Origin of the sequence: Desulfosporosinus sp. SYSU MS00001, assembly GCF_049943955.1 — a bacterium.
In the GTDB taxonomy this organism is placed as follows: domain Bacteria; phylum Bacillota; class Desulfitobacteriia; order Desulfitobacteriales; family Desulfitobacteriaceae; genus Desulfosporosinus.
In genome coordinates, this window is record NZ_JBNFTW010000005.1 from 260336 (window position 1) to 286885 (window position 26550).

Consider the following 26550-nt stretch of genomic DNA (forward strand, 5'->3'; position numbering starts at 1 on the left):
CGAAGAATATCATACAGGAGATTAAATCAGATACCCCAGAGAAGTCATATGATTTCCCTGGGGTACCTGTAAGACAAAAGGAGCATGATTCAAATTCACAGAAGGAGCCATTTTATTAGTTTGATTACAACAACCGGATCATAGGAGAAATGCCCTAAAATCGGCAGAAAGTTCATCTCTTGTTCAAGCGCAGCAAATTGCCCTTCTATCACACGGGAAATTGGCTTCACCAACCCCTCGAGTCTGGATAGAGTTATATAAGAATCTATCGCAAGAGTATCAGAGGTAACAAGTCATTTCTGCTCAAAAGCTGGGAAATCGATGTGAAAGGTTGTCCCCTTCCCCAACTGGCTGACCACATCAATGTTGCCGCCTTGTAACTGTACCATTTTTTTCACAATCACCAGACCCAAGCCACTCCCATTTTCCTGAATGCGGTTATCACGTTGGTTTTTGGTCCGGTAAAAGCGTTCCCAGATATGCGGTAGATCCTCGGGTGCTATGCCAATCCCATTATCCTCAATACTAAGCAGAACGTTACCCCGCCGGTTTTCCACACCAATCCTGATTGCACCGTTCTCCGTAGCCCTGATTGCATTCTTCAGCAGATTTCTGATCACCTGTTCCATCCGGTCAGCATCTCCAAGTACCATGGCTTTTTCGCTTTTCCTGCGTACTAAAATTGAGGTGTTTGTGCGATTGGCAACTGGCTCCATGGACGTAGCCACTCCCTGTGTCAGAGCATTCAAGTCAATGGGTAGTCTTTCTACCGTGACATTGCCGCTTTCCAGACGGCTTAATTCCAAAAGATCATCCACCAGCCTGCAGATATGAACCGTTTGCGTGTGAATCGTGTCTAAATACCTCCCCTGGACAGCCTCATCTTGGACAATGCCGTCGCGAATGGCCTCAACAAAGCCCTGAACAGCCGTCAGAGGGGTCCGTAACTCATGAGATATCTCAGCAAATAAGCGGGTTCGTTCCTCTTCCATCCTGCTGCTCTCGGTCTGAATCTTCTGCAGTCGTTCCGCCAATTTATTAAGCTGGCCGCCGAGAACATTGATCTCATCCAAGGGCTGGTCCCTATCGCTCAAAACATAACTCCCTCTGCTAATCTCAGCAACATTAGCCGTTAAACGGGAAATTGGCCTGGAAATGTACATAGCCAGATAAACAGAAATGATAATAATAAACAGCAGAATGACCATACCCCCGAGAAGCATGTAAAAACGCATTTTGCTTAAAGCAAGATCGAGATTGGATGATTTCGTTTCCAGCAAAATACCGTTCGTTATACTACCCTTGTTGTTCCCCATGGGCACAGCGGCAGCAAAGATTGGCTGTCCGGTATCCGGATCCACAGATCGGGTCGTCGATATTAAACCTTTTTGAAGTATCTGAATGTATTTGTTATCGATTTGGCTGCCAGGCACCATTTCCTGCTCAGCAGATGTGGCTGTAATCTTTCCTGTCATATCAAAAATTGTAATTTTAGCGTCAAAGATACCGGCCAGATATTTCAAGAAGTCCTGCTGAGCCTGAGCCTGAACCTGACTGTTTGATCGCTGATCAAACGGGACGCTCCATGGGCTGTCCGTTTGTTGGAGTAAAGCAAAGTTTACTCGTTTAGCTTCCCGTAACAATTCTTGTTGAATCTGATCGTAGGTTACCTGCTTAACCACAAAGCTGGAAAAGAGCATCACGACAAGAAAAGCAATGACAAAAGCTGTGACATTCGTAAACAAGATCCTGGTGTAAAGATTTTTGTTAAATTGTTCCTGCAGTAAACGTTTAATACGAAGCCCAAATCGATGCAGGGCTCGGATTACCCATTGAAGTTTTTGCCTGCCCTTCTCCAGATATATATTCACGGCGTGGTCGCTCCTCCTTTGGCAGGAGGTGTAAACTGGTATCCCACACCCCAGACGGTTGTCAAGTATTCAACCGGCAAAGATGCCAGTTTGGTCCTTAACCTGCGGATGTGGACATCAATTGTCCGCTGATCACCGAAGAAATCATATCCCCAGACAGCTGCAAGCAGTTCCTCCCGGCTGAAAATCCGGCGCGGATTCAGGGCAAGGTAATACATCAAATCGAATTCTTTGGGAGTAACTTCCGCTTTTTCACCATCAATCAAAACGGTCCTGGTATCCGCCAGGATTTCCAGCCCCGGATATTTTAATTTCCAATACGTTGCTTTTTCTATCGGTTGGGTACGGCGCAAGACCGCTTTTATTCTGGCCACCAATTCCCTGGGACTGAACGGTTTGGAAACATAATCATCTGCTCCCATTTCCAGTCCCAAAACGCGGTCTGCTTCCTCCCCCTTAGCTGTGAGCATGATAATCGGAACCATCCGAACCGCCCTTAATTTACGACAGAGGGTTAACCCGTCCTGACCAGGAAGCATGATATCAAGGATTACCACATCAGGATTTTCCCGGTCGAATACGGCGAGAACCAAGTCGCCGTCACTCACACCAATAACTTTAAAACCTTCCCTTTCCCCATATAATTTGACCAGTTCCAAAACGTTTTGGTCATCGTCAACCAGCAGTACCTTACCACAATAGGCCATTTTTTTCCTCCCTCGGCGGCGGATTTCCAACAAAGCATTGAGCCCATTTTTACAATCCAGAAGTTACAGTCAAAGGGACATTTTGGTATGGATCTCCGACGATCTCGCCAATTCCAACATCAATAATGTTTCTCTTAAAAGAGCTTCCTGCTTCCAAGAGTTCGAAACCGCCAATGGATTTATTCCAAATCACCTGGTACATAACCGAGGAAATGCTAATAACATCACCTTCATAAACATTACTACCCTTGGCATCAGACAAACCTGTCCACTGCAGCAAGTCAAACTTTTCAGCCGGTTCCCACGAACGACCGGGCACACTGACTGCGAAGGGAGCTAACGTCTGCGTATCAAAGGAAATGGCTTGAGGCTTAAACATTTTTTGCCTGACCTTATCCCAAACTCGGAATTTAAGTTCTTTCAATTTACTTCCTCCTTGAAACCTCCATAGTGTCTCACTTAGTAATACATAAGAATATTACTTTTTATGGGGGTACCAATAATAATAAACTCATTTTTTTATTTCATCCAACGATTTATATCCCGGAAGGAACCGGCAAGTTGGCAGTCCTCCTTTCAAAATGCATAAAAGAGTCCTGCGTTAACATACTGAACGCAGGACCCTATTTCAGAAGTTTTCTCTTGAAAGCGCTTACGAAGTTAGCTGATGGATTCGGGCTAAGAGATAGCCCTACCGGCTTAAGCCGGATTCACCCCGAAAATATGGGTCCCCCGTTTCCACTAAGTGCGGAACTCAGCGCGTCTTTAGCTATTTAGTTGGAATGACTGACAACTAGTTTTTAGTATTATAAGTTGGCGGCCAAAACGTGTCAACCTTATTCGTCCAGGAAGATGTTTCCTGGACCGGAAGGCGTTAAAATGATAGGAGTTCTTCGCCTCCTTTCGTAATTATACCGGAGGTATATTAAATGGTATTTACCAAACTATGAACGTGTTTTACGAAAGTGTGAACAAATGTTACAAACCAGAGATTACACAATTATGCTGATTAGTTATCCGTACATACAAGTGCCATACAACTGTCGACCAACTACTTCACTCGTATAGAGGATAATGGTACAATATGACCTAGGAATCGGGAATTTATTACGGATTTAATTATAATTTCTCGGGGAGGTATCACGTTTTGCAGCCTTACTTTCATACTAACTCATATGACACCCCTCCAAATAAACGTTTTTTAGGGGACCGTCTTGTTCTGGATACCCGGTTGGTTTTTGTAGCCGGAGTAGTCAATGTTATAAACCAGGCACGTATTTTGGCGAATCAAGGACGCTATGATGATGCTGTTTGGGTTAAATCGAGCATCGATATCTTAAAAATTATTGAAGGATGCGGCGGTAAATTTCATTTAAGAGGGTTAGATAATATCTCTTCTTGTCATGAGCCGGTTGTATTTATTAGTAATCATATGAGCACCTTGGAAACTTTTGTTTTTCCTTGCTTAATCGAACCCTTCATGAATGTGACGTTTGTTGTTAAAGACAGCTTAATTAAACATCCGTTTTTTGGCTCAATCATGCGTTCAAGAGATCCCATCGTCGTAGGCAGAGATAACCCTCGGGAAGACTTTAAAATAGTCATGGAAAAAGGAAAAGAGCTTTTAAATAAAGGAACATCTGTAATCATATTCCCTCAGAGTACGAGAACCTTAACCTTTGAACCTGAAAAATTTAATTCCTTAGGGATCAAATTAGCCAAGGCTGCTGGGGTTAAAGTAATTCCGGCAGCAATTAAAACTGATTTCTGGGGAAATGGCAAAATCCTTAAAGACTTGGGGCCAATAAGCAGGAATAAGCCTATATACATGAATTTTGGAGAGCCATTCTCAATAAAAGGCAGTGGTAAGGATGAACATCAAGCCATCGTTGATTTTATACAGAGAAATTTGAACGATTGGGAAACCACCTGAATCTGCGAGACATGCTAACCCCCTATGATACGCGCACATATCATAGGGGATCTGTTTCAAGCAAGCTATTATTTTGATCAATCGAGCATCCGTCAAACCAAACGAGAGATAAAGGGGAACGATCATTGAAGTATCCATCTATCAAAGTTGCTGAATTTATAAGTCGACCTAATAGGTTTATCGCTCATGTCCTATTAGACAATCATGAAGAAATTGTTCATGTTAAAAACACAGGGCGGTGCAAAGAGATCCTCCAGGAAGGCGCAACGGTGATTTTGGAAGAAGCAAAAAATAAGGAACGAAAAACTAAGTACTCCTTGATTGCCGTATATAAGGGAGATGCTCTGATCAATCTTGATTCACAGATCCCTAATATGGTTGTATATCAGGGTATTAAGGAAGGGAAAATTAAGGAGATTCCCGATGTTTCAAAACTCTCCAGAGAGAAAGTTTATAATAATTCCAGATTTGATTTGTACTTTGAAACTAAAGAACTAAGAGGGTTTGTAGAAGTTAAAGGTGTAACACTTGAAACCGAGGGAATTGCCATGTTCCCGGATGCTCCTACTCAAAGGGGCTGCAAACATATCTACGAAATGATCAGGGCAGTGGAAGAAGGGTATGCCGGTTTCATTTTCTTTCTCATCCAGATGACGGGTGTAAAGTATTTTACCCCCTTTGAATTAAGGGATCCGGAATTTGCCAAGGCACTACGGTTGGCAAGTGAAAAAGGAGTGAAGGTCCTGGCTTATGATTCGATAGTTTCTGAAGACGAGATAAGCATAGGAGCTCCAGTAGAGGTCTGCTTTTGATAATCGGCCGACTATTTTACTACGAGTACTGGGCATTGAATATGTGCAAGAACTCGTTGAGTTACGCTTCCCAATACAGCGCCGGTAATCGGTCCATGACCGTGACTGCCCATTACTACGAGGTCAAAGTCTCTCTCAGCTTCTTCGATAATTGCGGCCGCTGGATGCCCGGTAATATACTTCTTCTGTATATGAATATCGGTTACGTCAATTCCCTTTAAAGCTGCTTCCAAGGCCGCTTCCCCGATTTGATCTATTTCCTCTTGAGATACGACAAGAGACACTGTATAGCCCCAATACGCCTCAGGATTGTATGTAACATGGAAAAGTTCAACTTCAGAATTAAACTGCCTCGCAAGTTGCAAGGCAGTAATCAAAGCCCTGCGTGAAGCCTCCGAAACATCCGTGGTAACAAGAATTCTTTTAAACATTTCTATCAACCCTTCCTCTTTATAGATTTAAGCATTACGGAAATGGTTTTACGGCGAGAAGATTAGACCTGCTCTCTAAGTATGGGCAAAAAATGTTAATTAATTAAATATAAACCTAACTTATAATTATTATATCATAGTAATAATTACTTTCAATATCAAGCTCATGATTTAATAATAATTTCGATTCCAGTTCTCATCACCACAAAGGAAATAGAATAAGGGAAACCGCCAAATAACTCGATGGATTAGAAAAAGAGCAAAAGCTATGTAAACTGAAACTTCTGGACTCCAAGGTAAGTAAACTTCAAGGAATTCTGGATGTTGGCCACAAATGGCATCAACCTCTCGTTTTCTACCTCTAATCGGGTAGGAGGCTGATCATTAATTGATCAGCCTCCTACCCGATTTTTACAATTTCCCATTATTTAAGTTCGAAGAGTAAATTCCTAAATTCAATTATCTTTTTCAGGCTATTTTATTAAGTACAACACTCGAGAGTGACAGACGCGTTATGCAAGCTCGTTCCTTGCTTCCTCTAAATGCCTCCGCATAAGGCTCTGCGCTTCTCCTGAATCATGACGCGAAATCGCCTCATAAATTGCAACATGCTCCCGAACGGTATGAAGTCCACCTATATCATGACTAAAACGAAGGGGCCCGGCCCTTTTAATTAATTCAAAAATATGTACAACCAATGTTTGAAGAAGCCGATTCATGAGAGTGTTCTGGGAAGCTTGGGCAACCATATAATGAAATCGCATATCCGCCTTTGCATAGGCATCTAAGTCATGATGTTCTCTTTGCATATCCTTAAGTGCATGCGCAATCCAACGCAAGCTTTCCTCACTCGCCCGCTCTGCAGCTAAGCGAGCACATTCTGCCTCGAGGGTAATACGTATTTCCCACAGTTCATCAAGGCGAGTCGGTTCGACAGATAAGGCTAAGGCTAAGGGGTTAATCACATAGTCCAGCTGAACATCCCGAATAAACGTTCCGCCCCCCGGTTTAATTTCTACCAAGCCTAAAAGTTCCATAGTTCGCAAAGCCTCGCGCAGTGTTGTGCGGCTTACGCCCAATTCTGCAGCCATCTCCCGTTCTCCCATCAAACGATCGCCGGGACTCAACTTTCCTTCGATAATTAGATTATTAATTTGTTTTAATACTTCTTGATACGTCCGGCGCGGCTTAACTTTTTCAAATTGCATGAAGACCCTCCATGACACCAGTGTATCAAAAAAGAAATCGAAATTCCATGGCAACATATTAAGCTGCCTTGTTTTCTTTATGTTGGGATGTAATTACTAATGGCTGATCCGGACGAACAAGGAACCAGGCGCACACTCCAATAACTCCAATGAATGCCGTTGCTGAAATTGCCCATTGCCACCCATAACGAAGCGCAATAATTGCGGTGAGAGTAGGTGCTACCACACCTCCGATATTACCACAGAGATTCATCCAGCCTGATATTGAACCCGTAAATTTCTGTCCCAATTCATTACAGCTTGCCCAGGAGGAACTAAACGTAAATCCTAATGACCCAAGGGATATGGTAAGCCAAACCACTGTAATAATCGGATTTGTTGATCCTGCAGCCAAATATAAGGCTATGCTAGACACGACTAAACCAATTGCTCCAAAAGCTGTCCGTACTCGATTAACCGAAACTCCCTTGGCAATCAGTCGATCGCTAAAGAATCCACTTGATAAGGTCGTAATAGCTAAAGCCAGCCACGGAAAAGCTGCTGCGATTCCCATTTGCTTCAGAGAAAATTTCTGGGCTTCCATTAAATAGATAGGCAGCCAGGACAAATACACATACATAATATAGTCTGCGACAAAGTATTCAATCCCAATCGCCCAAAACTGGACAGAACCAATAAAGTTTCGCCAAGGAGCCATTTCCTTTTTCGTCGTTTCAAGATTATTTTTACCTTCCATAATAATAGCCAGCTCAGATTGATTAACAAGCGGATGATCCTTAGGATAGTCACGGGCTACAAGCCACCAGCCCAACGCAACTAAAACTCCGATTCCTCCAAAGATATAAAAGATAGCTTTCCAGCCAAACGTCGTAATTACTGCTACGGTAATCGCAGGTGCCAGGACAGGCCCAACAAAAGAACCTGCTAAAATAAAAGAATTAGCTGTTCCCCTTTCCTTAGGATTAAACCAATTCCTGACCAAAACACTGCCCCCGGGGTAAAGTGGTCCTTCACCAATGCCAAACAGAGCACGCACAATACCAAACGTCAAAAAATTACTTGAAGCTGCAGTAAAAAATGTAAATGCCGACCACCAAGAAATTGCCAAGGTCATGGCTTTTCGTGCTCCAAAATATTCTGCGACCATTCCACCAGGAATTTGCATGACAGCATAGCCGATAAAAAATAAGGTTTGCATCATTCCGAACTGAACTTTGTCAAAGTGAAACTCTTGCATAATCATAGGACCAGCGACGGACAAATTAACGCGATCCATATAAGCCACAAATCCTAGTACAAAAAGAAATACTCCCAGAACCCAGCGAATCTTTGTTGGTTTTATTTCCATCTCACTTTCATCCTCCCCGTACATTTAGGTAAATTATTTTTTATGTCTAAACCTGAATACCGACCGGACATAGTTCGTTACATTTCCGGCAATCTCCACAATCTGTAGTTTCTGTTATAGGCACCCCCTCTAAAAAAGCTGTCAGGACTCTCATCCTTTTACCCGTATAACGATAACCCCTTTCCAGTCCTTCCGTCAGATAGTTGGGACAATTAACCAAACAACTTCCACAGCTTAAACATTTCAGCAAATCCCCCTTTTCGCTTTCTGCTGCTGCCAAACGACCGTTATCAATTAAAATGACATAGACTTCTTTGGGGCCATGCATACCTTGGACCATTTTGAATTCGATGTCAGCTGTCCGGCTGGGACCATTGATAAAGGAGATATAACTAAGCATATCTTTTCCTAACCCATAAATACTCATTGTCCTACAAACCGTTAAAGCATCCTCAAGGGTTGGAACGATCTTATCCATACCGACAACCACTATATGGTTATAGGGAAGATTTGAAGTGAATCTGACGTTCCCTTCGCTTTCCAAGAGGGTAATCGTTCCATTTTGTTCCACGATTGCCTCAGCACCTGTGATTCCATAGTCCAGGTTTGATACTGTGCGTTTGATTTCATCTTTTACTTGAGCAACCAATGCTTGGTCAGTTATCTCTTTATTAAGCGTAGCAATCCAGGGATGGACATCAATTGCCGTACCGGCTAATCTTTCTCCGAGATCAGTATTCTTGACCTCCACACCGTTTGCCATTAGGAAATCCCTCAGACCGATCTCCGAAAAAATTGGATTCTTACTTATGGCCACCTGCTTATTTCCGGCAAGAATTTTTAACACCTGCTGTTGAGCACTCGCCGAGTCAGCCGCAACAATAACATGGCATCCTTTGTTTTCCAAAGATGAAATTGCCTTCTCGACATGTTCTTTAAAATTCTTGACAACCTCGGATTTAATTTCGTTAACTTGAGAGGCAAGCCTGGGATATTTTTGGATAAGATTATTTCGATTGGAGTCAATGTTCTTTAAAATCCTTTGAGCCTTTACTGTTGTTTTTGCCTCACTCATCTTTACAGCCTCCTTCCATAAGCCTGACTTAATAACTGTACCGTATGGAGCACTTTTAGCTTCATGTCGTTCTGGGATATACCATCCCGAAAATGCACCATACATCCCGGACAACTCGTAGCCAATATCGTTGCCTGAGTATCAGCAATAGTCCGTAGTTTTCCTTCATTGATGCGATGTGAAAGTTCGTAGAAACTTAAACTAAATGACCCGCCAAAACCACAACAAGTATCAGCATCTTTCATTTCTGCATAGTCCAAACCCGGAATTTGCTGCAATAAATTGCGTGGTTCTTCTTTCACGCCCATACTCCGTGCCAGATGACAGGGATCATGATAGGTTACTTTTTCACTTACTTTTTTATCTGGAGCCTTTAATTGAATATCGTGAAAGAGAAATTCGTTAATATCTCGGACACTCTCAGCAAGTTTTTTCACTTTCTGCTGAATCTCCGGCGCATCCTCAGCAAAAAGCTTAGGGTACTCTTCTTTAAAGGCCACCGCACAACTTGGACAAACGAAAACCAAAGCATCCATCTCAAATTTGCTGTACATTTCAATGTTTTTAAGGGCCATCGCTTTGGCATGAGCCATATCTCCACTGACAATACTGGGAATTCCACAGCACACATCTTCTTGAGCGAGCTTAACCGCTACATTGTTTTCTGCCAAAACGTGTAAAAGCGCCTCTCCCAAATCCGTCTCGGAATAGTTAACCACACACCCGGGAAAAAAGCCTACCGTTTTAAGGGGATGAGTAATCGTTTTAGGATTAGCCTTCGTCAAAAAGGACTTTCCTGTCAATTTGGGAATAACTCGTTCTTTAGGCATCCCTAAGGGACTCAAGGGTAAACGAGAACTCATTCCCTGACCCGAATCCTTTAAAACAAGTTTGCCGAAGGTCGCGGCAAGCTTAGTAACCGTAGGAAGGGATTTCGGTTTAGTTAACATGGAGAAAATAGCTTCCTTTCTCCAACCCACCCCTTCTTTCTCAACTGCAGTTTTACGAAGCTTCCACAACATCTCCGGCGTAGGCATTTGCACAGGACAAGCCGTCTTGCACTTTTGACAGCCAATACAAAGGGATAGACCGTTTTTCTCTGATTTTTCTAAGTCTCCGTGAAAAGCTGCGAAAACTAAGCCGCGTCCTCCAAGGTATTTATATCCATACCGGCTGCCCACCTCTGCATAGACAGGACAAAAGTTCAGACAACTACCACAGTTAATACAGTAAAGTGACTCTTTATAACCCGCTCGAATCGCTTCCTGACGTCCGTTTTTTAATAGTACAACATGAACTTCTTTAGGTCCCTGTCCGTGTGCTTGCTGATCTAAATCAGGATCAAGGGATTCACTTACCCCGGAAATTACCGAAACGTAGGTTCCGATATCTTGTCCGACACCGTAAACTGCAGCAGCTCGGACAACTTGGAGAGCATCCTCCAAGGTTGGAACAATTTTCTCAACGCCGGCAATCACAATATGAGTTTTAGGCATCATCGTTACAGCGCGAATATTCCCTTCATTTTCCGTCAGAAAAATACTGCCTGTATCGGCGGCAATCGCATTAGCTCCGGAAATTCCTATATCCGCATTAATCAAATAATTGCGAAGACGTTGGCGAGCTGCTACAACCAAAGCTTCTGGAGTACACTCCAGCTTAGTTCCTGCTTCTTCAGAAAAAACTTCAGTAACTCGCTCAATAGGAATATGAATTGCAGGTGCTAAGGAATGACTTGCCTCACTCTTGGCGAGCTGGTTAATCCGATCCCCAAGATCTGTCTCTACGACAGTAGCTCCTTGGTCTTCAAGGTGGTGTGAAATATTAATTTCCTTACCGGCATTAGATTTTGATTTGACGATCAGTCCTTTAGGGGGAATCAAACCGGCGATATAATTCTGGGCTTCCTCAGTTGTCTCAGCAATAAAGACGTTACATCCTTTTTCCTCTAAAGACTTTTGAGCCTGAACAATGACTTCCTCTAAATGATCAATACTGTATTTTTTGATTTCCCGCAAACGATTAGAAAGTTCCGGATAATCCGGCACCATCTTTAACATGGCCGGCCGAATCGCTTCAAAAGCCCGAAACCGGCCTTTGCGCGACTCTAAATCCTGAAGACCTTCTGTAACCTTATTTTTTATAATTTTGTAAGTATCTTGTCCCACAAAATCTCCTCCTCAGTGGTTTAGTGGTTGGACCAATTGAGTAAAACAAAAAACCTTCAAAAGGTCTTTTATGATACACATCATCTATTAGTCTATTGTTCTATATAATTATACACTAATTTTTAAATGATTAAAGTAAATTATTGGAATATTCCATTCGCAAAAGCCCAATTTATGGATCCACCATACATAAAAAGCCACACATCCTTTCGTTAGAACGTGTGGCTCGTAGTAAAAAAGGACAGCCTAAACTGTCACTGTCCATACTTCCATAGATTCTCCGGCTTAGAGGAACTATTAATTAATTATCATAATTATTATCTTCCATCTTTTTAGATACTTCTCTATACACCTTGGCAATGGGAATATTTTTTTCAATGGCTATTCTTCGGCAGTCTTCATACTCTGGCTTATATTTAACCCTTTCCCCTTGATAATAAGCATTTTTTATAGTTACATTTCCATACTGCGTGCAGACCTTTTCGAAATCCCTTGGCAGCATAATTTTTTTGACCTTATATTTTCTTACACCAATGGAAGTGGTTTCTCGAAAAATTATGTCGAGAACACTTTTCTCATTTTCTTCATTAACCAATATACTGAGCTTTGTGGCGGCCCTGCCCTTTTTCATACTAATTGCAGTCTTATATACATCTAAAGCCCCTTCTGCAAAAAGTTTTTCTTCAATGTAGCTATAGAGTTCCGGGTTCATATCATCAATATTAGTTTCCAATATATATTGATCTTCTTTCGTGACGTCTTTATCTTCGTAGCCAAGATATATCCTTAAAACGTTGGGGATCTCAAGCTCTCTATGTCCTATCCCGTAGCCGATCTTTTCTATTGAAAAGTCCATATGATCTGTAAACACTGCCACATTTGCCGCCAGTATAGCTGCTCCGGTCGGCGTCGTTGTTTCAAAAGGCACTATACCGGATTTCACAGGAATATTCTTTAAAATCTCAACAGTTGCCGGAGCAGGAACTGGAATAATCCCATGAGCGCATTCCACAAAACCTCCACCCACTTGAACTGACGAGGCCATAATTTTATCAACGTTCAAGTAATCTAAACACACTGCAGCTCCAACAATATCAATAATAGAGTCAACCGCCCCAACCTCATGGAAATGTACTTCCTGTAAAGACTTTCCGTGAACCTTTGCCTCAACTTCTGCAACCTTTATAAAAATAGCCATGCTTAATGTTTTCACCCTATTATTCAAACTGCTGTTTATGATTATAGTTTCAATATCCTTCAAATTTCTATGTTCATGGTGTGTATGGTAATTGTCAGGCTCATGGCAGGCAGGTGCTTCTTGATGGTGATGGTCATAATGATGGTGCTCATGTTTATCAAAATGTGCTGCTTTGTTTAATAAAACATCCACTCTAGTTCCAGATATTCCTTTTTTATTGGCCTTTTTTACCTGCAACTCATATTCAGCATCCAAATTAAGTTTAGATAGCTCGTGTCTTAAGTAATCTTCCTCTACTCCTAAATCCAGTAAAGCACCCAAATTCATATCACCACTTATCCCACAAAAGCAATCATAATATAAAACTTTTTTCATCTGGTTTCTCCTATTCTAGTTTTCACCCATCACATGTTCCTAAATAAACTCAACTTGTGATTTACACATATTCTTATTTCTCCACTATTTCAACTTATTATATTCTTTATCCGTTACGGGTTCTAGCCATTCATTACTTGAACCTTCTGTCGGAACAGACAAGGATAAATGCGCAAATGCTTCATTCTTCACAGCTCCATGCCAATGTTTGATCTCCGGCGCGATATACACTACATCACCGCTTTTCAAATGCCGGGCATCTTTCCCATATTCCTGATACCAGCCATGTCCGCCCACACAGATCAGTATCTGTCCGCCACCATGATGAATATGCCAATTATTACGACATCCCGGTTCAAAGGTAACATTAGCAATACCTACTTCCTTATCATTCAAGAGGCTTAAGTAGCTCTTTCCGATAAAATAAGGGGCATATGCTACATTTTCCTCTCCCAACGGATAATAAGATACATTTTCTAATTCTTTTCTATCCATTTTATTACCACCCTTTCCAATTCATTTCGGAGATTATTCAGCATATACTTCCTTCGCCAAGGCAAACGATGCCCATGCATTAGGCCATCCTGCATAGAACGCAAGTTGAGTGATAATTTCTGCCATTTCTTCAGCACTGACACCTTGAGTCTTGGCATTGGTGATATGATATTTGAGAGAATTGTCAAATATCCCTTTTGTCATAAGAGCAGTTACTGTAATGATACTGCGATCTCTTAATGATAATTTATCTTCACGGGACCAAACCTCTCCGAAAAGCACATCATCGTTTAATTCCGCAAATTTTGATGCAAAGAATCCAAGGGCATCTCTGCCTGCTGTTTGTTTTTTCATCGTCTTATTCCTTTCTGCAAATCGTAAATTGCTTTCCTCCATTGATTCAAAATAGTACTTATGTTACACTCTGACTATTAAGTTCGATACAATACTACTACTTAAAGTTAACTTTAAGTCAATACTTCTTGAATACTTCTTGAATACTTCTTGAATACTTCTTGAATACTTCTTGAATAACGTTTTGCATAATGACAAGTTATTTTGGAGGATATGTAAATGATTTATACGGTTGGTGAAATAGCAAAGAAGCTTAATGTGACTGCTTCAACATTAAGGTACTATGATAAAGAAGGCTTGCTTCCATTTGTGGAACGCTCCAGTGGCGGAATACGTATGTTTAAGGATGAAGACATGGCCGGGTTAAGAATTATTGAATGCCTCAAAAAAACAGGAATGCCAATCAAAAACATCAAACATTTTATGGATTGCTGCATCGAGGGCGATTCCACTATTGAAGAGCGTCTCTCCATTATAAAATCACAGCGTGATTCAGTTATTCTGCAGATGAAAGAATTACAGGAAATGCTCGACATGCTCAATTATAAGTGCTGGTATTATGAAACTGCTAAAGATGCGGGTACCTGTACTGTTCACGATGATATAAGAATTAAAAGTATTCCCAAGGAATATCATAAGTTTATAAACCAAAAATAAAGATATTAAATTTAAAAACCGTCTGTATAACATATCTGTGGATATGTTATACAGACGGTTTTATGTAATAGGCAATAAAATGCACCGATGGCAAGCGAAGCAACAATTGGCCCAGTTGCGAGCCCTGAATAATCCTGATTAACATAAGCATATGTAAATTATCACCAACCACTGCACCAACAAGTAAGCTATACATAACGTTTAAGGAAGAATTCGCTTTACTCGCCCCACTATTCCACTCTCAAGGCGAACTTTTATTCCATGAGGATGCGTAGGCGAATTAGTTAGAATGTCTTTAACAACACCTTCAGTTAATTTTTCCGTTCTTTGATCTCGTTTTTGAACTATTAAAACGTGTGTACCCCGCGTGACATTTGCACGATTATTTCCATCCATTACTTTGACCACCTATACTTTAATCTATGAATTACCCTATAAAACCGGTAAAAATCCCACAAGAAAAACTCTCCTAAGTAATACCTTCTATAATGCCATGTGATTTGAGTCCCTTTACCAAATGTTGTTTCCCGGGAAACATGAGAAAATCAATAACTTTCATTTCACCGTATGGTGCAACAGGGGACTATATAGCTTGGCTTCAAGTCAAATCCTGAGAAATTCCCAGACAACCTCTGGTGGCCTTCGTTACTTCCTTTATCCAGTTTAATAACTCTAAAATATATCCTCTATTGCTATCAGCATATATATTGGAATTTTCTTGACCTAGCTTCAGATAGATATCTTCTACAACAGCCTCCGTTTCGCCGAATAAATCGTACGCAATCGTCATATTAGGCTCTGTAATCAGTGATAATAAGTAGAAACTCTTCGTCAGAAGATTGGTTAAATCTTGCTCAAGTTCCGGACTAAGAGGATGGATTAATTTCTCACGTAAGGAAAATATTTGCTCGATAGCGACACTCATACTTTCCAACCTACCTAATGGCGATATATATTTCAAACGAAAGTCATCTTGCAGTTTGCTCAAAGCGTGGTCTTTGCGTTTTTTCGCAACTAATGCTCTGGCTTCTTTAAGGGTCTCTCGCAGTTCTCGAACATCATTTCCTGTGATACAAGTGTTTTGATCCAGCAAAGAACGAAACGTACATTGATATAAATTAATGACTTTAATTCTAGTCTCCTGAAAACACCGTTCTACCTCAATCTGATAATGTGGCGGATAAATAAACCGATTAACCAGATAGGCTACAGCTATCCCAAGTGCCGTATCGATGATCCGATTCAGTGAGTAGTTGAGTGGATGTCCGGCATTGTTAACCATTATGGCAATAAACACAATACTGGCAATATTCATAGCTTCGTTCCAATGCATCCTTTTTAAGATAGCCAGTGTACTAATAAGTCCAATACCTATCAAAACCGGATTATTGAATGGAATTAGAGCAAAAAGATACCCTGTTATTGCACCAATTATTGTCCCTTTCATGCGATTAATTCCCTGATTAAGAGAATCTGCCATGGTCGCTTGCATTGCAATAACCGCCGCAATTGCACTATAAAAGGGGTATTCAAAGTGAAGTAAATCAGCAATCCAAATGCAAATCATTACTGCTATCCCAGTTTTGATGATCCGCCAACCAAAATTTAAATTAATTTTTACCATTGATCCACCTCTCTATAGTTATAATGGTTAAACCAAACGGAATTACAGGAAAGAGTATCATAAACTACAACATCAATCAAGTTCTTATGACTTTCACGATGTTTTTATCCAGATGAATCTCAGTTAAATTTAGTCCTTCCATATTTATACTGTTTGATATCGCCGATGAGCGTCGCGATTTCGCTTTCGTATTCCTCTATGTTTGCCTCCTTAAACTTATAACTGTTACAAAAGCTTTTGGCAGCTAAACAGAAGTCTTCCTCACAATAGAAAAAAGAAAAATACGAAATATTTTCAGTCCACTTTTCAACCTCTTTATCTATTTTGATTTTGTATTGTCGATAAAAGTTCAAAATAAAGTCTTTACTCTTTGGGTATCTATTTTGGATTTCTTCACCAAGCTTGTTCGTAGTATGTTTTTGCTTAATTACTTCAGCATCGTATGTCTCCATAGTTAGATATTCGTTAAAGTAGGACATTACGTAGTTCATGACAGCAGCCATGTTTTCCGACTGCTTTAAGAAATCGAATTCATCCAGTTTGTCGGCTTTTTTTAATCTGGCAATATACTCATCAATCGTTAGCATGGTCTCACTTCCTTAGAATTAGTGAACTCGTCCAGCTAAAGCTGAACATCGGGGCTTCAGATACAATAATGTCCAGTGAACATTATTGCCGAGCCGCCTTTTCCAAAAGGAATGCTTAGCGGCGAAGGAGGACTCTACCCCATCCGAAGTATTCGAAGGACACACCCCCACTTATAGAAGTGGGGGGCTTCAGACATATGCAATTACCGGGGAAAGCAAAAGCCGATTTTCTAGCGGAAAATCGACTTTGCTTAGAGTTGGTGCAAGTGGCTGTTAACTAGCCGACTTTTAGCAGTACTTAGTATTCGTAGACCTCAATTGGCGCATCAATAGCCGAAGTATCGCCATCTATGACTATTTCCGCTACAGCCCAAACGTTGGGAACGACATTACGCAGGTAGTATCTGGCACTAGCGACTTTACCGGAGTAGAAGTTATAATCAAAGTGACTGGGTCCGATTTCCTGAGCTTTTTTATCTGCCAAAACAGCCTGATCAAGAAGCAGACGACCGCTATATAATTGGGCGGTAGCAGTTAGGATGCGGCGGGAATAAAGAGGAACCATGCTCATATTGCTTTGGCTGACTTCATTGAGAGATTTAAGCATCTCTTGATAAGCCTTTAGAGCCTTGCCCAAATTAGCAAATTCTTTGCTTAAGTTTTCATGACCCTTATTAGCTTCATAGAAATCAACCATTTCCTGAACCCAAGCGTTGAAGACGGAGCCGCCTTTCATTTTCATCTTACGGCCAAGTAAGTCTAAGGATTGGATATAGTTTGTGCCTTCCCAAATGGAGTAAATCTTCATGTCGCGGGCAATTTGAGATACAGGATACTCTTCGCAGAAGCCATAACCGCCATAAGATTGAATTGCTTCGCCAATAAGCCACCATCCTTCATCAGAAGGATATGCTTTACAAAGCGGGGTGGTAATTTCAATCAGATCGCTGGCTGCTTTCCTTACTGCAGGATCGGGGTCACGGTGCCGTTGGTCAAAGGCCAGATAAACCCGATACATCATAGCCCGCATGGCGTCGATGTAAGCTTTGCCCATCATCAGTGTGCGTTTGATGTCTTCGTGATTGATAATAGCTACACGGCCCGCTTTAGGATTGGTCAGCAAACGGCCCTGAACTCTTTCTTTAGCATTATCCCTGGCGTTGGCAAAGGCATTAGTGATGCAGGATAGAGCCATATGCCCTGTTTCCATGCGGGCCAAGTTCATCATTTGGAACATTTGAGCCATGCCTTCGCCCTTACCGTTATTTTCCCGCGGGTCAATACCCAGCAGCCAGCCGCGGCACTTACCGTTCTCCCCGGCGGATAAAGCGGCAGTGACTGAACCATGGAGCCCCATTTTGTGCTCTACGCCTGTGGTGATGAAATCGTTGTCCTCCAAGCTGCCGTCTTCATTAACCCACAGTTTAGGAACTACGAACAAAGAGATGCCGCCGGTGCCCGGTTTGGCACCTTCGATACGAGCCAGGAAGAGATGGATAATATTTTCCGAAAAGTCATTATCCCCACCGGTTATGAAAAGTTTATTGCCAACAATGTTAAAAACTCGAGGGTCATCAGTTGGATAAGCTTTGGATGTGATATCCCCGACATCTGAACCGGCACCGGGTTCGGTGAGACACATGGTTCCAGCCCAAGTTCCGTTCATCATTTTAGGAAGAAACATATGTTTTAATTTTTCATCGCCATAGGATTGAATCAGATTGGCCGATCCGGTTGTCAGCATAACATAGGGCATAAAAGCAGGATTAGCTGCACAAATCATTTCCCAAACAGCCGCATTGATCATTTCCGGCATAACCATGGCATCGGGGGATTCATCAATATTGCTGGTGCCCCAGCCCTCTTCCTGCAGTTTGCGGAAAAGAGTCCCATAACTCGGCGGAGTGGTCACCTTGCCGTCAGCATAGGTTACTGGGTGAGTCTCGTTTTCATCATTTGTCGGTTCAATCACTATTTTGCACATCTTTAAAATGGGTTCGAGGACTGATTTTACATCATCTCTGGAATAATAATCAGCAAATTGCGGGTAGTTAAAAACCCCCTCCGTCGGAAGCCACTCTTGTATTATAAATTCGAAATCCCGAATATTATTTATGGCAAAATTAGAAGCCATGTTTACGTTCCTCCACTTCAATTTATTATCGCCAATTCATTTATCTTACATATGATTGATAAAGCTTGACGATGAGGCTACGATAAAGCAAAAGCCATCACCTACGCTTAATTCGGATAGAACGCTAAACTTTAGCTACACATCTCTTGTCCACAAGGAGGCCAAAGATGCACCGCCGCCAACGCAAAGGGAAGCGCCGCCAACTGTCTTTCCAAGCCGTTCCAGTTCATAATACAGGCTGACGATGATGCGCAGTCCGGTACAACCTACCGGGTGTCCCAAGGCAATTCCTGAACCATTGTTGTTAACATTGCCATCTTGCTCGATAGTGCCTATATTCATGTCAATGCCTGAATCTTCTTTCAGTTTCCGGCCAACGCCAAGTACTTGGGCTGCAAAGGCTTCGTTGATTTCCCAGTAGTCGACATCTCCATAATTCATACCTGCCTCGCGTAAACATCTGGGAATGGCAACCGCCGGTCCTAAACCCATAACGCGGGCTTCCACACCTTCATCACAGATATTAATCAGTTTCATCAGCGGTTTGAGTCCCAATTCTTTTGCTTTTTGCTTTGTCATTAAAACTGCGGCAGCAGCAGCATCGTTAAGACCGGAAGCATTGGCAGCGGTTACCACTCCGTCTTTTTTAAAGGCTGGTTTTAACTTAGCCATACTTTCGAGACTGGCATCCCGAATGGGATGTTCATCTTGAGAGAAGAGGTACTCTTTCTTTCTTTCTTTAACCGGTACAGGAACAATCTCTCTATTGAAGCGGCCTTCATCAATAGCCCTAACTGCTCTGCGATGGCTTATAAGGGCCAGCTGGTCACATTCTTCCCGCGTAATGCCATACATTTCTGCAATATTTTCAGCTGTAACCCCCATGTGGGAACCGGCTAATTGGCATACCAGCCCATCGGCAAGCATGGCATCCATGAGTTTGACATCGCCCATTCTGGCTCCCCATCTAGCTGTCGGGTCAATATAAGGGATGTTGCTCATACTTTCCGTACCGGTTACCAAGGCAATGTCATATTTACCCAGTTGGAGTTTCATAGCTGCAATCTCCAAAGCTCTCATAGCTGAGGCGCAATTTTGATTAACCATGCAAGCACTTGATTTAGGATCCATACCAATTTGCATGGCCACGATACGCGGCGGGCAGGAACCATTGCCATGACCTAAGCACATTCCGGCCACGATTTCGTCCACTTGTTTCGGCTCAATTCCCGCCCGCTTAATCGCTTCGGTAGCAACTACTTTGGTCAATTCATTGGCCGGTACAGGTTTAAGAGAACCGCCATAATCTCCGATCGGTGTTCTGCAGGCACTAACCAGTACTACTTCATTAGCTTCGATTGCCATTTAAACCATCTCCCTTTTTGCTTTTCTTAAATTTAAGCGGAAGGCTAACTTATCTTATTTGATCTAACCCAAATTTTTTGGGCATCAGCCTCTTTGATAAGTTCTTCACGGAAGTCAGGATGAGCAATACTTATCAAGGCTTCAGCTCTTTGCCACGTGCTTTTTCCCTTCAACATGGCAATACCGTATTCTGTGATAACATAATAATTTATGCTTCTGGGAACAGTAACCATCGATCCCAGGCTAAGGGTTGGTTTAATACGGGATTGGAGGCAGCCTTCTTTGTCGCGGAAGGTAGAGGATAGACAGATCAGGCCTTTCCCTCCTTTAGATTTAAACGATCCATAGATAAAGTCTAACTGACCACCGGTTCCGGATATCTGTCGTATACCTGATGTTTCTGAAGCAGCCTGTCCGTAAAGATCAACTTCAATCGCATTATTAATGCAAATCATGTTGTCATTTTGGCAAATTACATCCGGATCATTGGTATAATCGACGGGATAACTTGCACAAATCGGGTTGCTATTCAGAAAATCATAGAGTTTATTGGTTCCCATGGCAAAGGTATAGACCATTTTTCCCTTGTCGAGCTGTTTGCGCAGACCCGTAATCCTTCCGGCTTCGTACATATCTACGAATGAATCGACCAGCATTTCGGTATGAACGCCTAAGTCTTTGAGGTCTGACCGGGCAATCATTGCGCCGACAACATTGGGCATAGCCCCGATTCCTAACTGCAGGCAGGCACCATCTTCGATTTGTTCCAAGACAATTTGAGCGATCGCCTTATCTACATCGGATATAGGAGTTTCAGGAAGCTGTATAAGGGGGCGATTGTCGCCTTCCACAAAGTAGTCAATTTCGGAAACATGCAAGGTTTCTCTTGTGCCGCCTAAACATCTCGGTACAGATTCATTGATCTCGGCGACAACTATTTTGGCAGCATCACAGAAGGCATGAGTAATGGAATTAGAAGTGCCTACGTTCACAAAACCATGCTGATCGGGTGGAGTAGCCTTGATTAAAGCAACGTCAACAGGCACCCATCCCCGATCAAAAATACTGGGACCTTCGTGATAATTCAGGGGAATATAGTTGCATAAATTTTTATCATGAAGTTTTCTGCTGGTGCCGCTGAAATGCCAGTCATTGTAAATAAAATGTTTCCTTTCCGGATCATTTATAACGGTTTGAGGCATAAAAGGACAGGTCACTGTTCGAATGTTTACCCCTTCCAACTCATCTTTTCGTTTGGCTAAGGCGGCATCTAAAATATGTGAAGCCATCATAAATTCGCCATAATGAACAAGATCTCCGGACTTGACAACCTTGACCGCTTCATCAGCAGAAACTAGTTTGTTCAGATATTCACTTTTATAATCCAAATTCATCCCTCCTTTTTGGCCTTTGTCAAATATCAGACTCAACGCCCATAACAGCGTCACTGTTAACCTGCAAGCTTTGATAATGCTTAGCTAGGCCTAGTTCAACTGTTAACGGTGCCCTGGTCTGTTTTTAGGAATTTTTCCGGATTTGTCATTACACAAACCAAATTCAGACTCAACGCCCACAGCAGCGTCACTGTTAACCTGCAAGCTTTGATAATGCTTAGCTAGGCCTAGTTCAACTGCCAACGGTGCCCTGGTAACATTTTTCGGCTTGTATCTGCTAAATCAAGCAATTAAGGAGAGATAAAGAACGTCGTACACTTAGTACACTTAATTATTTAGTTACTTGCCCTCAAACTTTGGTTTTCTCTTTTCGACAAAAGCGCCCATACCTTCAGCTTTATCAGAAGTTGCGCAGCATATGCCAAACATATCAGACTCAATGCCCATAGCCGTATCAATGTCAGCTTGTAAGCCCTTGTTTATAGCGTATTTGGCATAACCAACCGCTAATGGTGCCTTGCTGGCAATTTTTTTTGCTAATTTTTTGGCTTCATCAATTAATTGATCAAGGGGATAAACATGGTTTACTAAACCAATGCGGTAGGCTTCTTCGGCATTTATTATATCGCCTGTAAAGGTTAGTTCTTTGGCACGTCCTTCACCAGTTAAACGAGGAAGGCGCTGTGTTCCTCCAAAGCCGGGTATGACGCCAAGGCCTACTTCAGGTTGCCCAAAAACCGCATTTTCTGAGGCTAGTCTGATGTCGCAAGACATGGCCAGCTCACACCCTCCTCCGAGAGCAAAGCCGTTGATGGCTGCAATTACAGGCTTTTCTAGTAATTCTACTTGCCGCATTACCCGTTCTCCTACATCGGAAAAAAATCTGCCTTCGATAGGTGTAAATGGCAACATAAACGTGATATCGGCTCCGGCTACAAATGATTTTTCTCCTGTTCCGGTTATAATCATCACCTTGATATCGCTATCGTCCTTTACCTCTTTTACCGCTGCTTCTAGTTCATACAAGGTATCGGCGTTAAGAGCATTCATTGCTTTAGGACGGTTAATAGAGAGTATGGCTAGATAATCTTCTTTTTCTAAGATTATATTTTTAAATTCCATAATTTTACCTCCCTTCCATCAGTAACAAATCAGATAAGGAATTATTTACCTATCGTTTTTCCTTTAGTTGCTGTAATCATAAAACCCTTTGCCGGTTTTCCGCCCAAGTTGTCCTGCACGAACTTTTTGTTTGAATGCCAGTGAAGGACGATATTTAGAATCGCTAAATTCATTGTAAAAAAATTCACAAACAGCCAAGACGATATCGATTCCGACCATATCTGCCAGCGCCAAAGGTCCCATGGGCATTCCGGCACCCAGTTTCATAGCCTTATCAATCTCTTCTAATGAAGCGATACCTTCTTGATAAACGTTTGCGGCTTCATTCATATAAGGAACCAGGATGCGGTTAACAATGAATCCGGGACTTTCTTTGGCTAATACAGGGTCTTTGCCAATTTTCTTGGCAACTTCAAGGACAGTTTGGGCTGTTTCATCAGCAGTCACGATGCCTGGAATAACTTCCACTAATTTCATCATGACTACCGGATTGAAGAAATGCATTCCAACGAATTTATCTGGACGGTTAGTAGCAGCAGCAATCTCAGTAATACTCAGTGCTGAAGTGTTGCTCGCTAAAATAGCTTCAGGTTTGCAAATTTCGGCGAGTTGTTTATGAGCTTTTTTCTTAACATCAATATTTTCTACAATTGCCTCGATGACCAGGTCTACATCTTTAAAATCATTGACGTCTGTACTGATAGTAACGAGGGTCTTATAATTAGCCACGGCTTCAGCAGTCGCCTTACCTTTTTCTATAGCCTTGGCCCAAGCTTTATCTAAACTGACGAGTGCCTTATCTACAATTCCTGGTACGATATCTATTAAAATAACATTATAACCTGCTTGTATGCATACTTGAGCAATTCCTGCACCCATGGTGCCAGCACCTAATACTCCTATTTTTTTGATTTCCATGTCTGCCATCTCCTTTACTTCTGGTAAAATAAAGCCTTTTCCACATCTAAGTAGTTCCGAGGTATTTCCTCCCCACCTCCTTAGCTCGTTGCTATTTATCTTTAAGCAATAAGTATGCCAACAAACCTGTGGGGAATTCTTTTTATCAAAATTCCTTTTCTATCGGCTTTCTGGAATTTATAGCTCCCTTATTTGTTTGAAATCAAATCTATTAGGTGCAAAATGAGACCTTTTTTTTAATTTTAGGGTTACAAAATGAGACTATGAGTTTAATTTTGGGACGGTTTTGGGCCGGATTAATTTCTAACGTGGAGAAAGATTTCACAAATCAAGCCATAAAATTATATTTTTTTAGTTTTCGATATAAGACCGATTTATTTAACCCTAGAATTTTAGCAGTTTGAGCTTTATTATTATGAGTTTTCTGCAAAACTCGCCGTATGGTTTCAACCTCTATTTTTCCAATTGCTTCCTCTAAATTGTCGACACTCTCCCTTATCTCGATCTCAACCGGCTGAGTGGCTGGTTTTAGTTGCCCAGCCGGTCTCAGTAACGAAGGAAAGTATTGCGGGGTAAGACAAGAGTCTTGATTAAAATCCGCTAAATTAATGGCTCTTTCCAGTAAATTTTCCAATTCCCGCACATTTCCCGGCCAATCATAATTACTAAGAAGCAGAATGGCTTCCTGAGATATTTTCTCGACCCAGGTATGCAGGCGTTGGTTTAATTTAGGTAAGAGATAATTGACCAAAAGAGTAATATCTTTTGGTCTTTCGCGCAGGGACGGAATATTTAAAGTTAAAACATTCAAGCGGTAATAGAGATCTGCCCGGAATTTACCTATTTTAACCATTTGCTCTAAGTTTCGGTTGGTAGCTGCAATAACCTGAACGTCGACTCGAATGGGTTTTGTACCTCCAACTCGTTCTACTTCACGTTCCTGCAAGACAATCAACAACTTAGCTTGCATTGCCAGTGGCATATCTCCAATTTCGTCAAGGAAAATCGTACCGTGATTGGCTATTTCAAATTTGCCTGGCTTACCTCCCTTGCGAGCTCCGGTAAATGCCCCTTCTTCATAACCAAATAGTTCTGATTCTAAAAGATTATCGGGTAGTGCCGCACAATTGACTCTGACAAAGGGATAATTTGTACGCGGACCGGCTTTATGAATGGCATTGGCAAAAAGTTCCTTGCCGGTACCACTTTCTCCCATGATTAAAACCGTTGAACGAGTTCTCGATGCTCGCAGAGCCAAAGTCTTGATTCTGCGCAGATTTTCATCTCTTCCGACAATATTTTCGAAACAATATTTAGCACTGTAGATACTACCGCTTACTTCTTTGCAAGCTGCAATTTCCCTTTCTAGGTAGACAAGGCTTTGCTCCATGGCCCCAATTAATTTCCCTTCCGAATATAGGGGCGTTCGAAAAACAACGGGATCCTGCCCTTTTGCCGTCCAATAATTAGGAAGTTGAACCTCTCTGGTTTTTAATACTTCCGGAAGTTTGGAGTGAGGTATGATCTCTAAGATGTGCCTATTCAATACATCATTTTCCGTCATGTTTAGTATTCCGAGATAGGTTTTGTTAACTATTTTAATGCAACCCTCGGTATCAACAATAATGATCCCAATGTAGGGATTTTCCATAATTCCATTCAAAACTTCAACAAATATCTCGTTTTTCATATCCCTCACTGTCTCACCCTCTTGTATTTTGTCTGGATTAAGTTTTAAAGGAGCTTAGTATTGCCTTAATATACCATTGAAAGATACCCACCTCGCAGTCAAGTTTACTTTATACAGATATGATGATACGAACTATTTCAATAGCTATTTGGGGATTCCTGCCTAATTTACCGGTATTAATTAATAAGATCATCAACGCTTGAACAGGCGATCCTCGAAGTGAAATTCTACATTGCCAATAGCCTAAATAGGCGTTATAGAATACGCGTCAAATTACCCAGTGAATAGCAAAAGAGCAAAAACTCCGTGTAAAACCGAGTTTTTGCTCTTTTAAAGTCCTTGCCACCTCTCTTTAATTCTTAATTTTGAAATCACTAATAACATTGAGGAGTATTAAGAAATGTTGGTACTTATTGCCATAACATTAAGGTATAAACATATCGTTTAAAGACTTTTTAGTTGCTGCATGCCTGGGAGTATACAATGTTATAATTTTCTTAGTCACATTTTTAGCAGTCTTCGCGGATGCTTTTTTTATTTGCTTAATGCTTTGATGATATTGTCAATAGTTTTAGATCTCTCATTTCATATACAAACCTTTCAGCTTGTGAAAAATGTCTTTAAATTACTTAGCTAAATGTTAACACTGGAAACAATACAATGTCTATAGAAAATCAATATGTTCGTGATTATATTTGTCTATCGCATTGTGTTGATTGTCTCAGGACATGAAGAGGGCTAAAAGCCGCCCTTGGTGTGGGGTGGCTTTTAGTCCTCTTCAATTATTTAAGGCGAAGAAGGTTATTAGCAAATTAGCCTGACAAATTTCATCCTTCTATTTGAACAGATATCATTTGAACAACCGCGGGAACCTGCTCCCCCGCTATCTCCCGAAGCACCTGGCAGTTTCTTTCCGCTTGGAAAAATTCTCGCGGAAATTTCATATTGATATTTACCGTTTAGTGTAACCCGGTCGAACCCCAGAACTGTTGTTACTGCCAAATTTTCTACGTCCTTCCGGCTCCAGCATCCGGTGATGATTATAGAAACTATACGCGTCATGAAATTAATGTCATTTATTTTC

At 41.6% G+C, this 26550-nt stretch carries 24 protein-coding genes and 1 riboswitch; of the genes, 3 read left to right on the forward strand and 21 right to left on the reverse strand.

All coding sequences use genetic code 11. The features are described 5' to 3' along the window. Positions 1–293 precede the first annotated feature (293 nt). Genes ACPUYX_RS11500 through ACPUYX_RS11510 form a run of 3 tightly spaced genes read right to left on the reverse strand, consistent with a single transcriptional unit; the run spans position 294 to position 3002 of the window. Positions 294–1871, reverse strand: a complete 1578-nt coding sequence (locus ACPUYX_RS11500) for a sensor histidine kinase (protein WP_426379802.1) — start codon at positions 1869–1871, stop codon at positions 294–296. Further along, positions 1868–2578 carry a response regulator transcription factor gene (locus ACPUYX_RS11505; protein WP_088225156.1) on the reverse strand — a complete coding sequence of 237 codons (711 nt, stop codon included), beginning with the start codon at positions 2576–2578 and terminating at the stop codon, positions 1868–1870. The genes ACPUYX_RS11500 and ACPUYX_RS11505 overlap by 4 nt, the downstream gene beginning before the upstream one ends. A 49-nt stretch (positions 2579–2627) precedes the next feature. After that, entirely contained in the window at positions 2628–3002 is a 375-nt protein-coding gene (locus ACPUYX_RS11510; protein WP_426379803.1) for a YopX family protein, read from the reverse strand. A gap of 210 nt (positions 3003–3212) precedes the next feature. After that, positions 3213–3348: riboswitch (cyclic di-AMP (ydaO/yuaA leader) on the reverse strand. Between the two features lie 377 nt (positions 3349–3725). Between ACPUYX_RS11510 and ACPUYX_RS11515 the strand changes: the two genes are divergently transcribed. Further along, positions 3726–4511, forward strand: a complete 786-nt coding sequence (locus ACPUYX_RS11515) for a lysophospholipid acyltransferase family protein (RefSeq protein WP_426379804.1) — start codon at positions 3726–3728, stop codon at positions 4509–4511. Between the two features lie 125 nt (positions 4512–4636). Then, positions 4637–5323: a DNA/RNA nuclease SfsA gene (gene sfsA, locus ACPUYX_RS11520; protein WP_426379805.1), complete on the forward strand. Its 687-nt coding sequence runs from the start codon at positions 4637–4639 to the stop codon at positions 5321–5323. Between the two features lie 11 nt (positions 5324–5334). Here sfsA and ACPUYX_RS11525 read toward each other — a convergent pair whose 3' ends face one another. From ACPUYX_RS11525 to ACPUYX_RS11560, 8 genes are all read right to left on the reverse strand, one after another. Continuing rightward, positions 5335–5754: a universal stress protein gene (locus ACPUYX_RS11525; RefSeq protein WP_426379806.1), complete on the reverse strand. Its 420-nt coding sequence runs from the start codon at positions 5752–5754 to the stop codon at positions 5335–5337. Positions 5755–6266: 512 nt separating this feature from the next. Beyond that, positions 6267–6962: a FadR/GntR family transcriptional regulator gene (locus ACPUYX_RS11530; protein ID WP_426379807.1), complete on the reverse strand. Its 696-nt coding sequence runs from the start codon at positions 6960–6962 to the stop codon at positions 6267–6269. Positions 6963–7020: 58 nt separating this feature from the next. Next, positions 7021–8310, reverse strand: coding sequence for an MFS transporter (locus tag ACPUYX_RS11535; protein ID WP_426379808.1), 1290 nt, complete (start codon positions 8308–8310; stop codon positions 7021–7023). Between the two features lie 46 nt (positions 8311–8356). Then, the gene (locus ACPUYX_RS11540) at positions 8357–9385 is read right to left on the reverse strand and encodes an LUD domain-containing protein (RefSeq protein WP_426379809.1); all 1029 of its coding nucleotides are present in this window, start codon (positions 9383–9385) and stop codon (positions 8357–8359) included. Between the two features lie 2 nt (positions 9386–9387). Beyond that, on the reverse strand, positions 9388–11553 hold the full coding sequence (locus ACPUYX_RS11545; protein WP_426379810.1) for an LUD domain-containing protein: 2166 nt from the start codon (positions 11551–11553) through the stop codon (positions 9388–9390). 301 nt (positions 11554–11854) lie between these two features. Continuing rightward, positions 11855–13126 carry a nickel pincer cofactor biosynthesis protein LarC gene (larC, locus tag ACPUYX_RS11550; RefSeq protein WP_426379811.1) on the reverse strand — a complete coding sequence of 424 codons (1272 nt, stop codon included), beginning with the start codon at positions 13124–13126 and terminating at the stop codon, positions 11855–11857. Between the two features lie 84 nt (positions 13127–13210). Beyond that, positions 13211–13621, reverse strand: a complete 411-nt coding sequence (locus tag ACPUYX_RS11555; RefSeq protein ID WP_426379812.1) for a cupin domain-containing protein — start codon at positions 13619–13621, stop codon at positions 13211–13213. Between the two features lie 33 nt (positions 13622–13654). After that, positions 13655–13975 carry a carboxymuconolactone decarboxylase family protein gene (locus ACPUYX_RS11560; protein ID WP_426379813.1) on the reverse strand — a complete coding sequence of 107 codons (321 nt, stop codon included), beginning with the start codon at positions 13973–13975 and terminating at the stop codon, positions 13655–13657. 219 nt (positions 13976–14194) lie between these two features. Here ACPUYX_RS11560 and ACPUYX_RS11565 point away from each other — a divergent pair, with 219 nt between their 5' ends. Then, complete coding sequence (locus tag ACPUYX_RS11565) at positions 14195–14632, forward strand: MerR family transcriptional regulator (protein WP_426379814.1); 438 nt, start codon at positions 14195–14197, stop codon at positions 14630–14632. A gap of 201 nt (positions 14633–14833) precedes the next feature. Here the strand turns inward: ACPUYX_RS11565 and ACPUYX_RS11570 are convergent, their stop codons facing one another. The 10 genes from ACPUYX_RS11570 to ACPUYX_RS11615 form a co-directional block, all read right to left on the reverse strand. Next, positions 14834–15028, reverse strand: a complete 195-nt coding sequence (locus tag ACPUYX_RS11570; RefSeq protein ID WP_426379815.1) for a YwbE family protein — start codon at positions 15026–15028, stop codon at positions 14834–14836. 202 nt (positions 15029–15230) lie between these two features. Continuing rightward, a complete protein-coding gene (locus ACPUYX_RS11575) occupies positions 15231–16256 on the reverse strand; it encodes an FUSC family protein (protein ID WP_426379816.1) in 1026 nt (341 codons plus the stop codon). Between the two features lie 119 nt (positions 16257–16375). Further along, positions 16376–16843 carry a hypothetical protein gene (locus ACPUYX_RS11580; protein ID WP_426379817.1) on the reverse strand — a complete coding sequence of 156 codons (468 nt, stop codon included), beginning with the start codon at positions 16841–16843 and terminating at the stop codon, positions 16376–16378. A gap of 298 nt (positions 16844–17141) precedes the next feature. Continuing rightward, complete coding sequence (locus ACPUYX_RS11585) at positions 17142–18977, reverse strand: acyl-CoA dehydrogenase (RefSeq protein ID WP_426379818.1); 1836 nt, start codon at positions 18975–18977, stop codon at positions 17142–17144. A gap of 135 nt (positions 18978–19112) precedes the next feature. Further along, a complete protein-coding gene (locus ACPUYX_RS11590) occupies positions 19113–20342 on the reverse strand; it encodes a thiolase family protein (RefSeq protein WP_426379819.1) in 1230 nt (409 codons plus the stop codon). Positions 20343–20386: 44 nt separating this feature from the next. Next, complete coding sequence (locus tag ACPUYX_RS11595; protein WP_426379820.1) at positions 20387–21730, reverse strand: acetyl-CoA hydrolase/transferase family protein; 1344 nt, start codon at positions 21728–21730, stop codon at positions 20387–20389. A 345-nt stretch (positions 21731–22075) separates the two neighbouring features. Beyond that, on the reverse strand, positions 22076–22858 hold the full coding sequence (locus tag ACPUYX_RS11600; protein ID WP_426379821.1) for a short-chain-enoyl-CoA hydratase: 783 nt from the start codon (positions 22856–22858) through the stop codon (positions 22076–22078). Between the two features lie 63 nt (positions 22859–22921). Continuing rightward, positions 22922–23776: a 3-hydroxyacyl-CoA dehydrogenase family protein gene (locus ACPUYX_RS11605; protein ID WP_426379822.1), complete on the reverse strand. Its 855-nt coding sequence runs from the start codon at positions 23774–23776 to the stop codon at positions 22922–22924. 328 nt (positions 23777–24104) lie between these two features. Beyond that, complete coding sequence (locus ACPUYX_RS11610) at positions 24105–25466, reverse strand: sigma-54 interaction domain-containing protein (protein WP_426379890.1); 1362 nt, start codon at positions 25464–25466, stop codon at positions 24105–24107. Positions 25467–26270: 804 nt separating this feature from the next. Continuing rightward, positions 26271–26468 carry a hypothetical protein gene (locus ACPUYX_RS11615; RefSeq protein WP_426379823.1) on the reverse strand — a complete coding sequence of 66 codons (198 nt, stop codon included), beginning with the start codon at positions 26466–26468 and terminating at the stop codon, positions 26271–26273. Positions 26469–26550: the final 82 nt, after the last annotated feature.

Coding starts and splice junctions, on each gene's coding strand:
- ACPUYX_RS11505 (WP_088225156.1), bottom strand. CDS start 2,578: ATGGCCTATTGTGGTAAGGTACTGCTGGTTGACGATGACCAAAACGTT.
- ACPUYX_RS11525 (WP_426379806.1), bottom strand. CDS start 5,754: ATGTTTAAAAGAATTCTTGTTACCACGGATGTTTCGGAGGCTTCACGC.
- ACPUYX_RS11530 (WP_426379807.1), bottom strand. CDS start 6,962: ATGCAATTTGAAAAAGTTAAGCCGCGCCGGACGTATCAAGAAGTATTA.
- ACPUYX_RS11535 (WP_426379808.1), bottom strand. CDS start 8,310: ATGGAAATAAAACCAACAAAGATTCGCTGGGTTCTGGGAGTATTTCTT.
- ACPUYX_RS11540 (WP_426379809.1), bottom strand. CDS start 9,385: ATGAGTGAGGCAAAAACAACAGTAAAGGCTCAAAGGATTTTAAAGAAC.
- larC (WP_426379811.1), bottom strand. CDS start 13,126: ATGAAAAAAGTTTTATATTATGATTGCTTTTGTGGGATAAGTGGTGAT.
- ACPUYX_RS11555 (WP_426379812.1), bottom strand. CDS start 13,621: ATGGATAGAAAAGAATTAGAAAATGTATCTTATTATCCGTTGGGAGAG.
- ACPUYX_RS11560 (WP_426379813.1), bottom strand. CDS start 13,975: ATGAAAAAACAAACAGCAGGCAGAGATGCCCTTGGATTCTTTGCATCA.
- ACPUYX_RS11565 (WP_426379814.1), top strand. CDS start 14,195: ATGATTTATACGGTTGGTGAAATAGCAAAGAAGCTTAATGTGACTGCT.
- ACPUYX_RS11570 (WP_426379815.1), bottom strand. CDS start 15,028: ATGGATGGAAATAATCGTGCAAATGTCACGCGGGGTACACACGTTTTA.
- ACPUYX_RS11575 (WP_426379816.1), bottom strand. CDS start 16,256: ATGGTAAAAATTAATTTAAATTTTGGTTGGCGGATCATCAAAACTGGG.
- ACPUYX_RS11580 (WP_426379817.1), bottom strand. CDS start 16,843: ATGCTAACGATTGATGAGTATATTGCCAGATTAAAAAAAGCCGACAAA.
- ACPUYX_RS11585 (WP_426379818.1), bottom strand. CDS start 18,977: ATGGCTTCTAATTTTGCCATAAATAATATTCGGGATTTCGAATTTATA.
- ACPUYX_RS11590 (WP_426379819.1), bottom strand. CDS start 20,342: ATGGCAATCGAAGCTAATGAAGTAGTACTGGTTAGTGCCTGCAGAACA.
- ACPUYX_RS11600 (WP_426379821.1), bottom strand. CDS start 22,858: ATGGAATTTAAAAATATAATCTTAGAAAAAGAAGATTATCTAGCCATA.
- ACPUYX_RS11605 (WP_426379822.1), bottom strand. CDS start 23,776: ATGGAAATCAAAAAAATAGGAGTATTAGGTGCTGGCACCATGGGTGCA.
- ACPUYX_RS11610 (WP_426379890.1), bottom strand. CDS start 25,466: ATGAAAAACGAGATATTTGTTGAAGTTTTGAATGGAATTATGGAAAAT.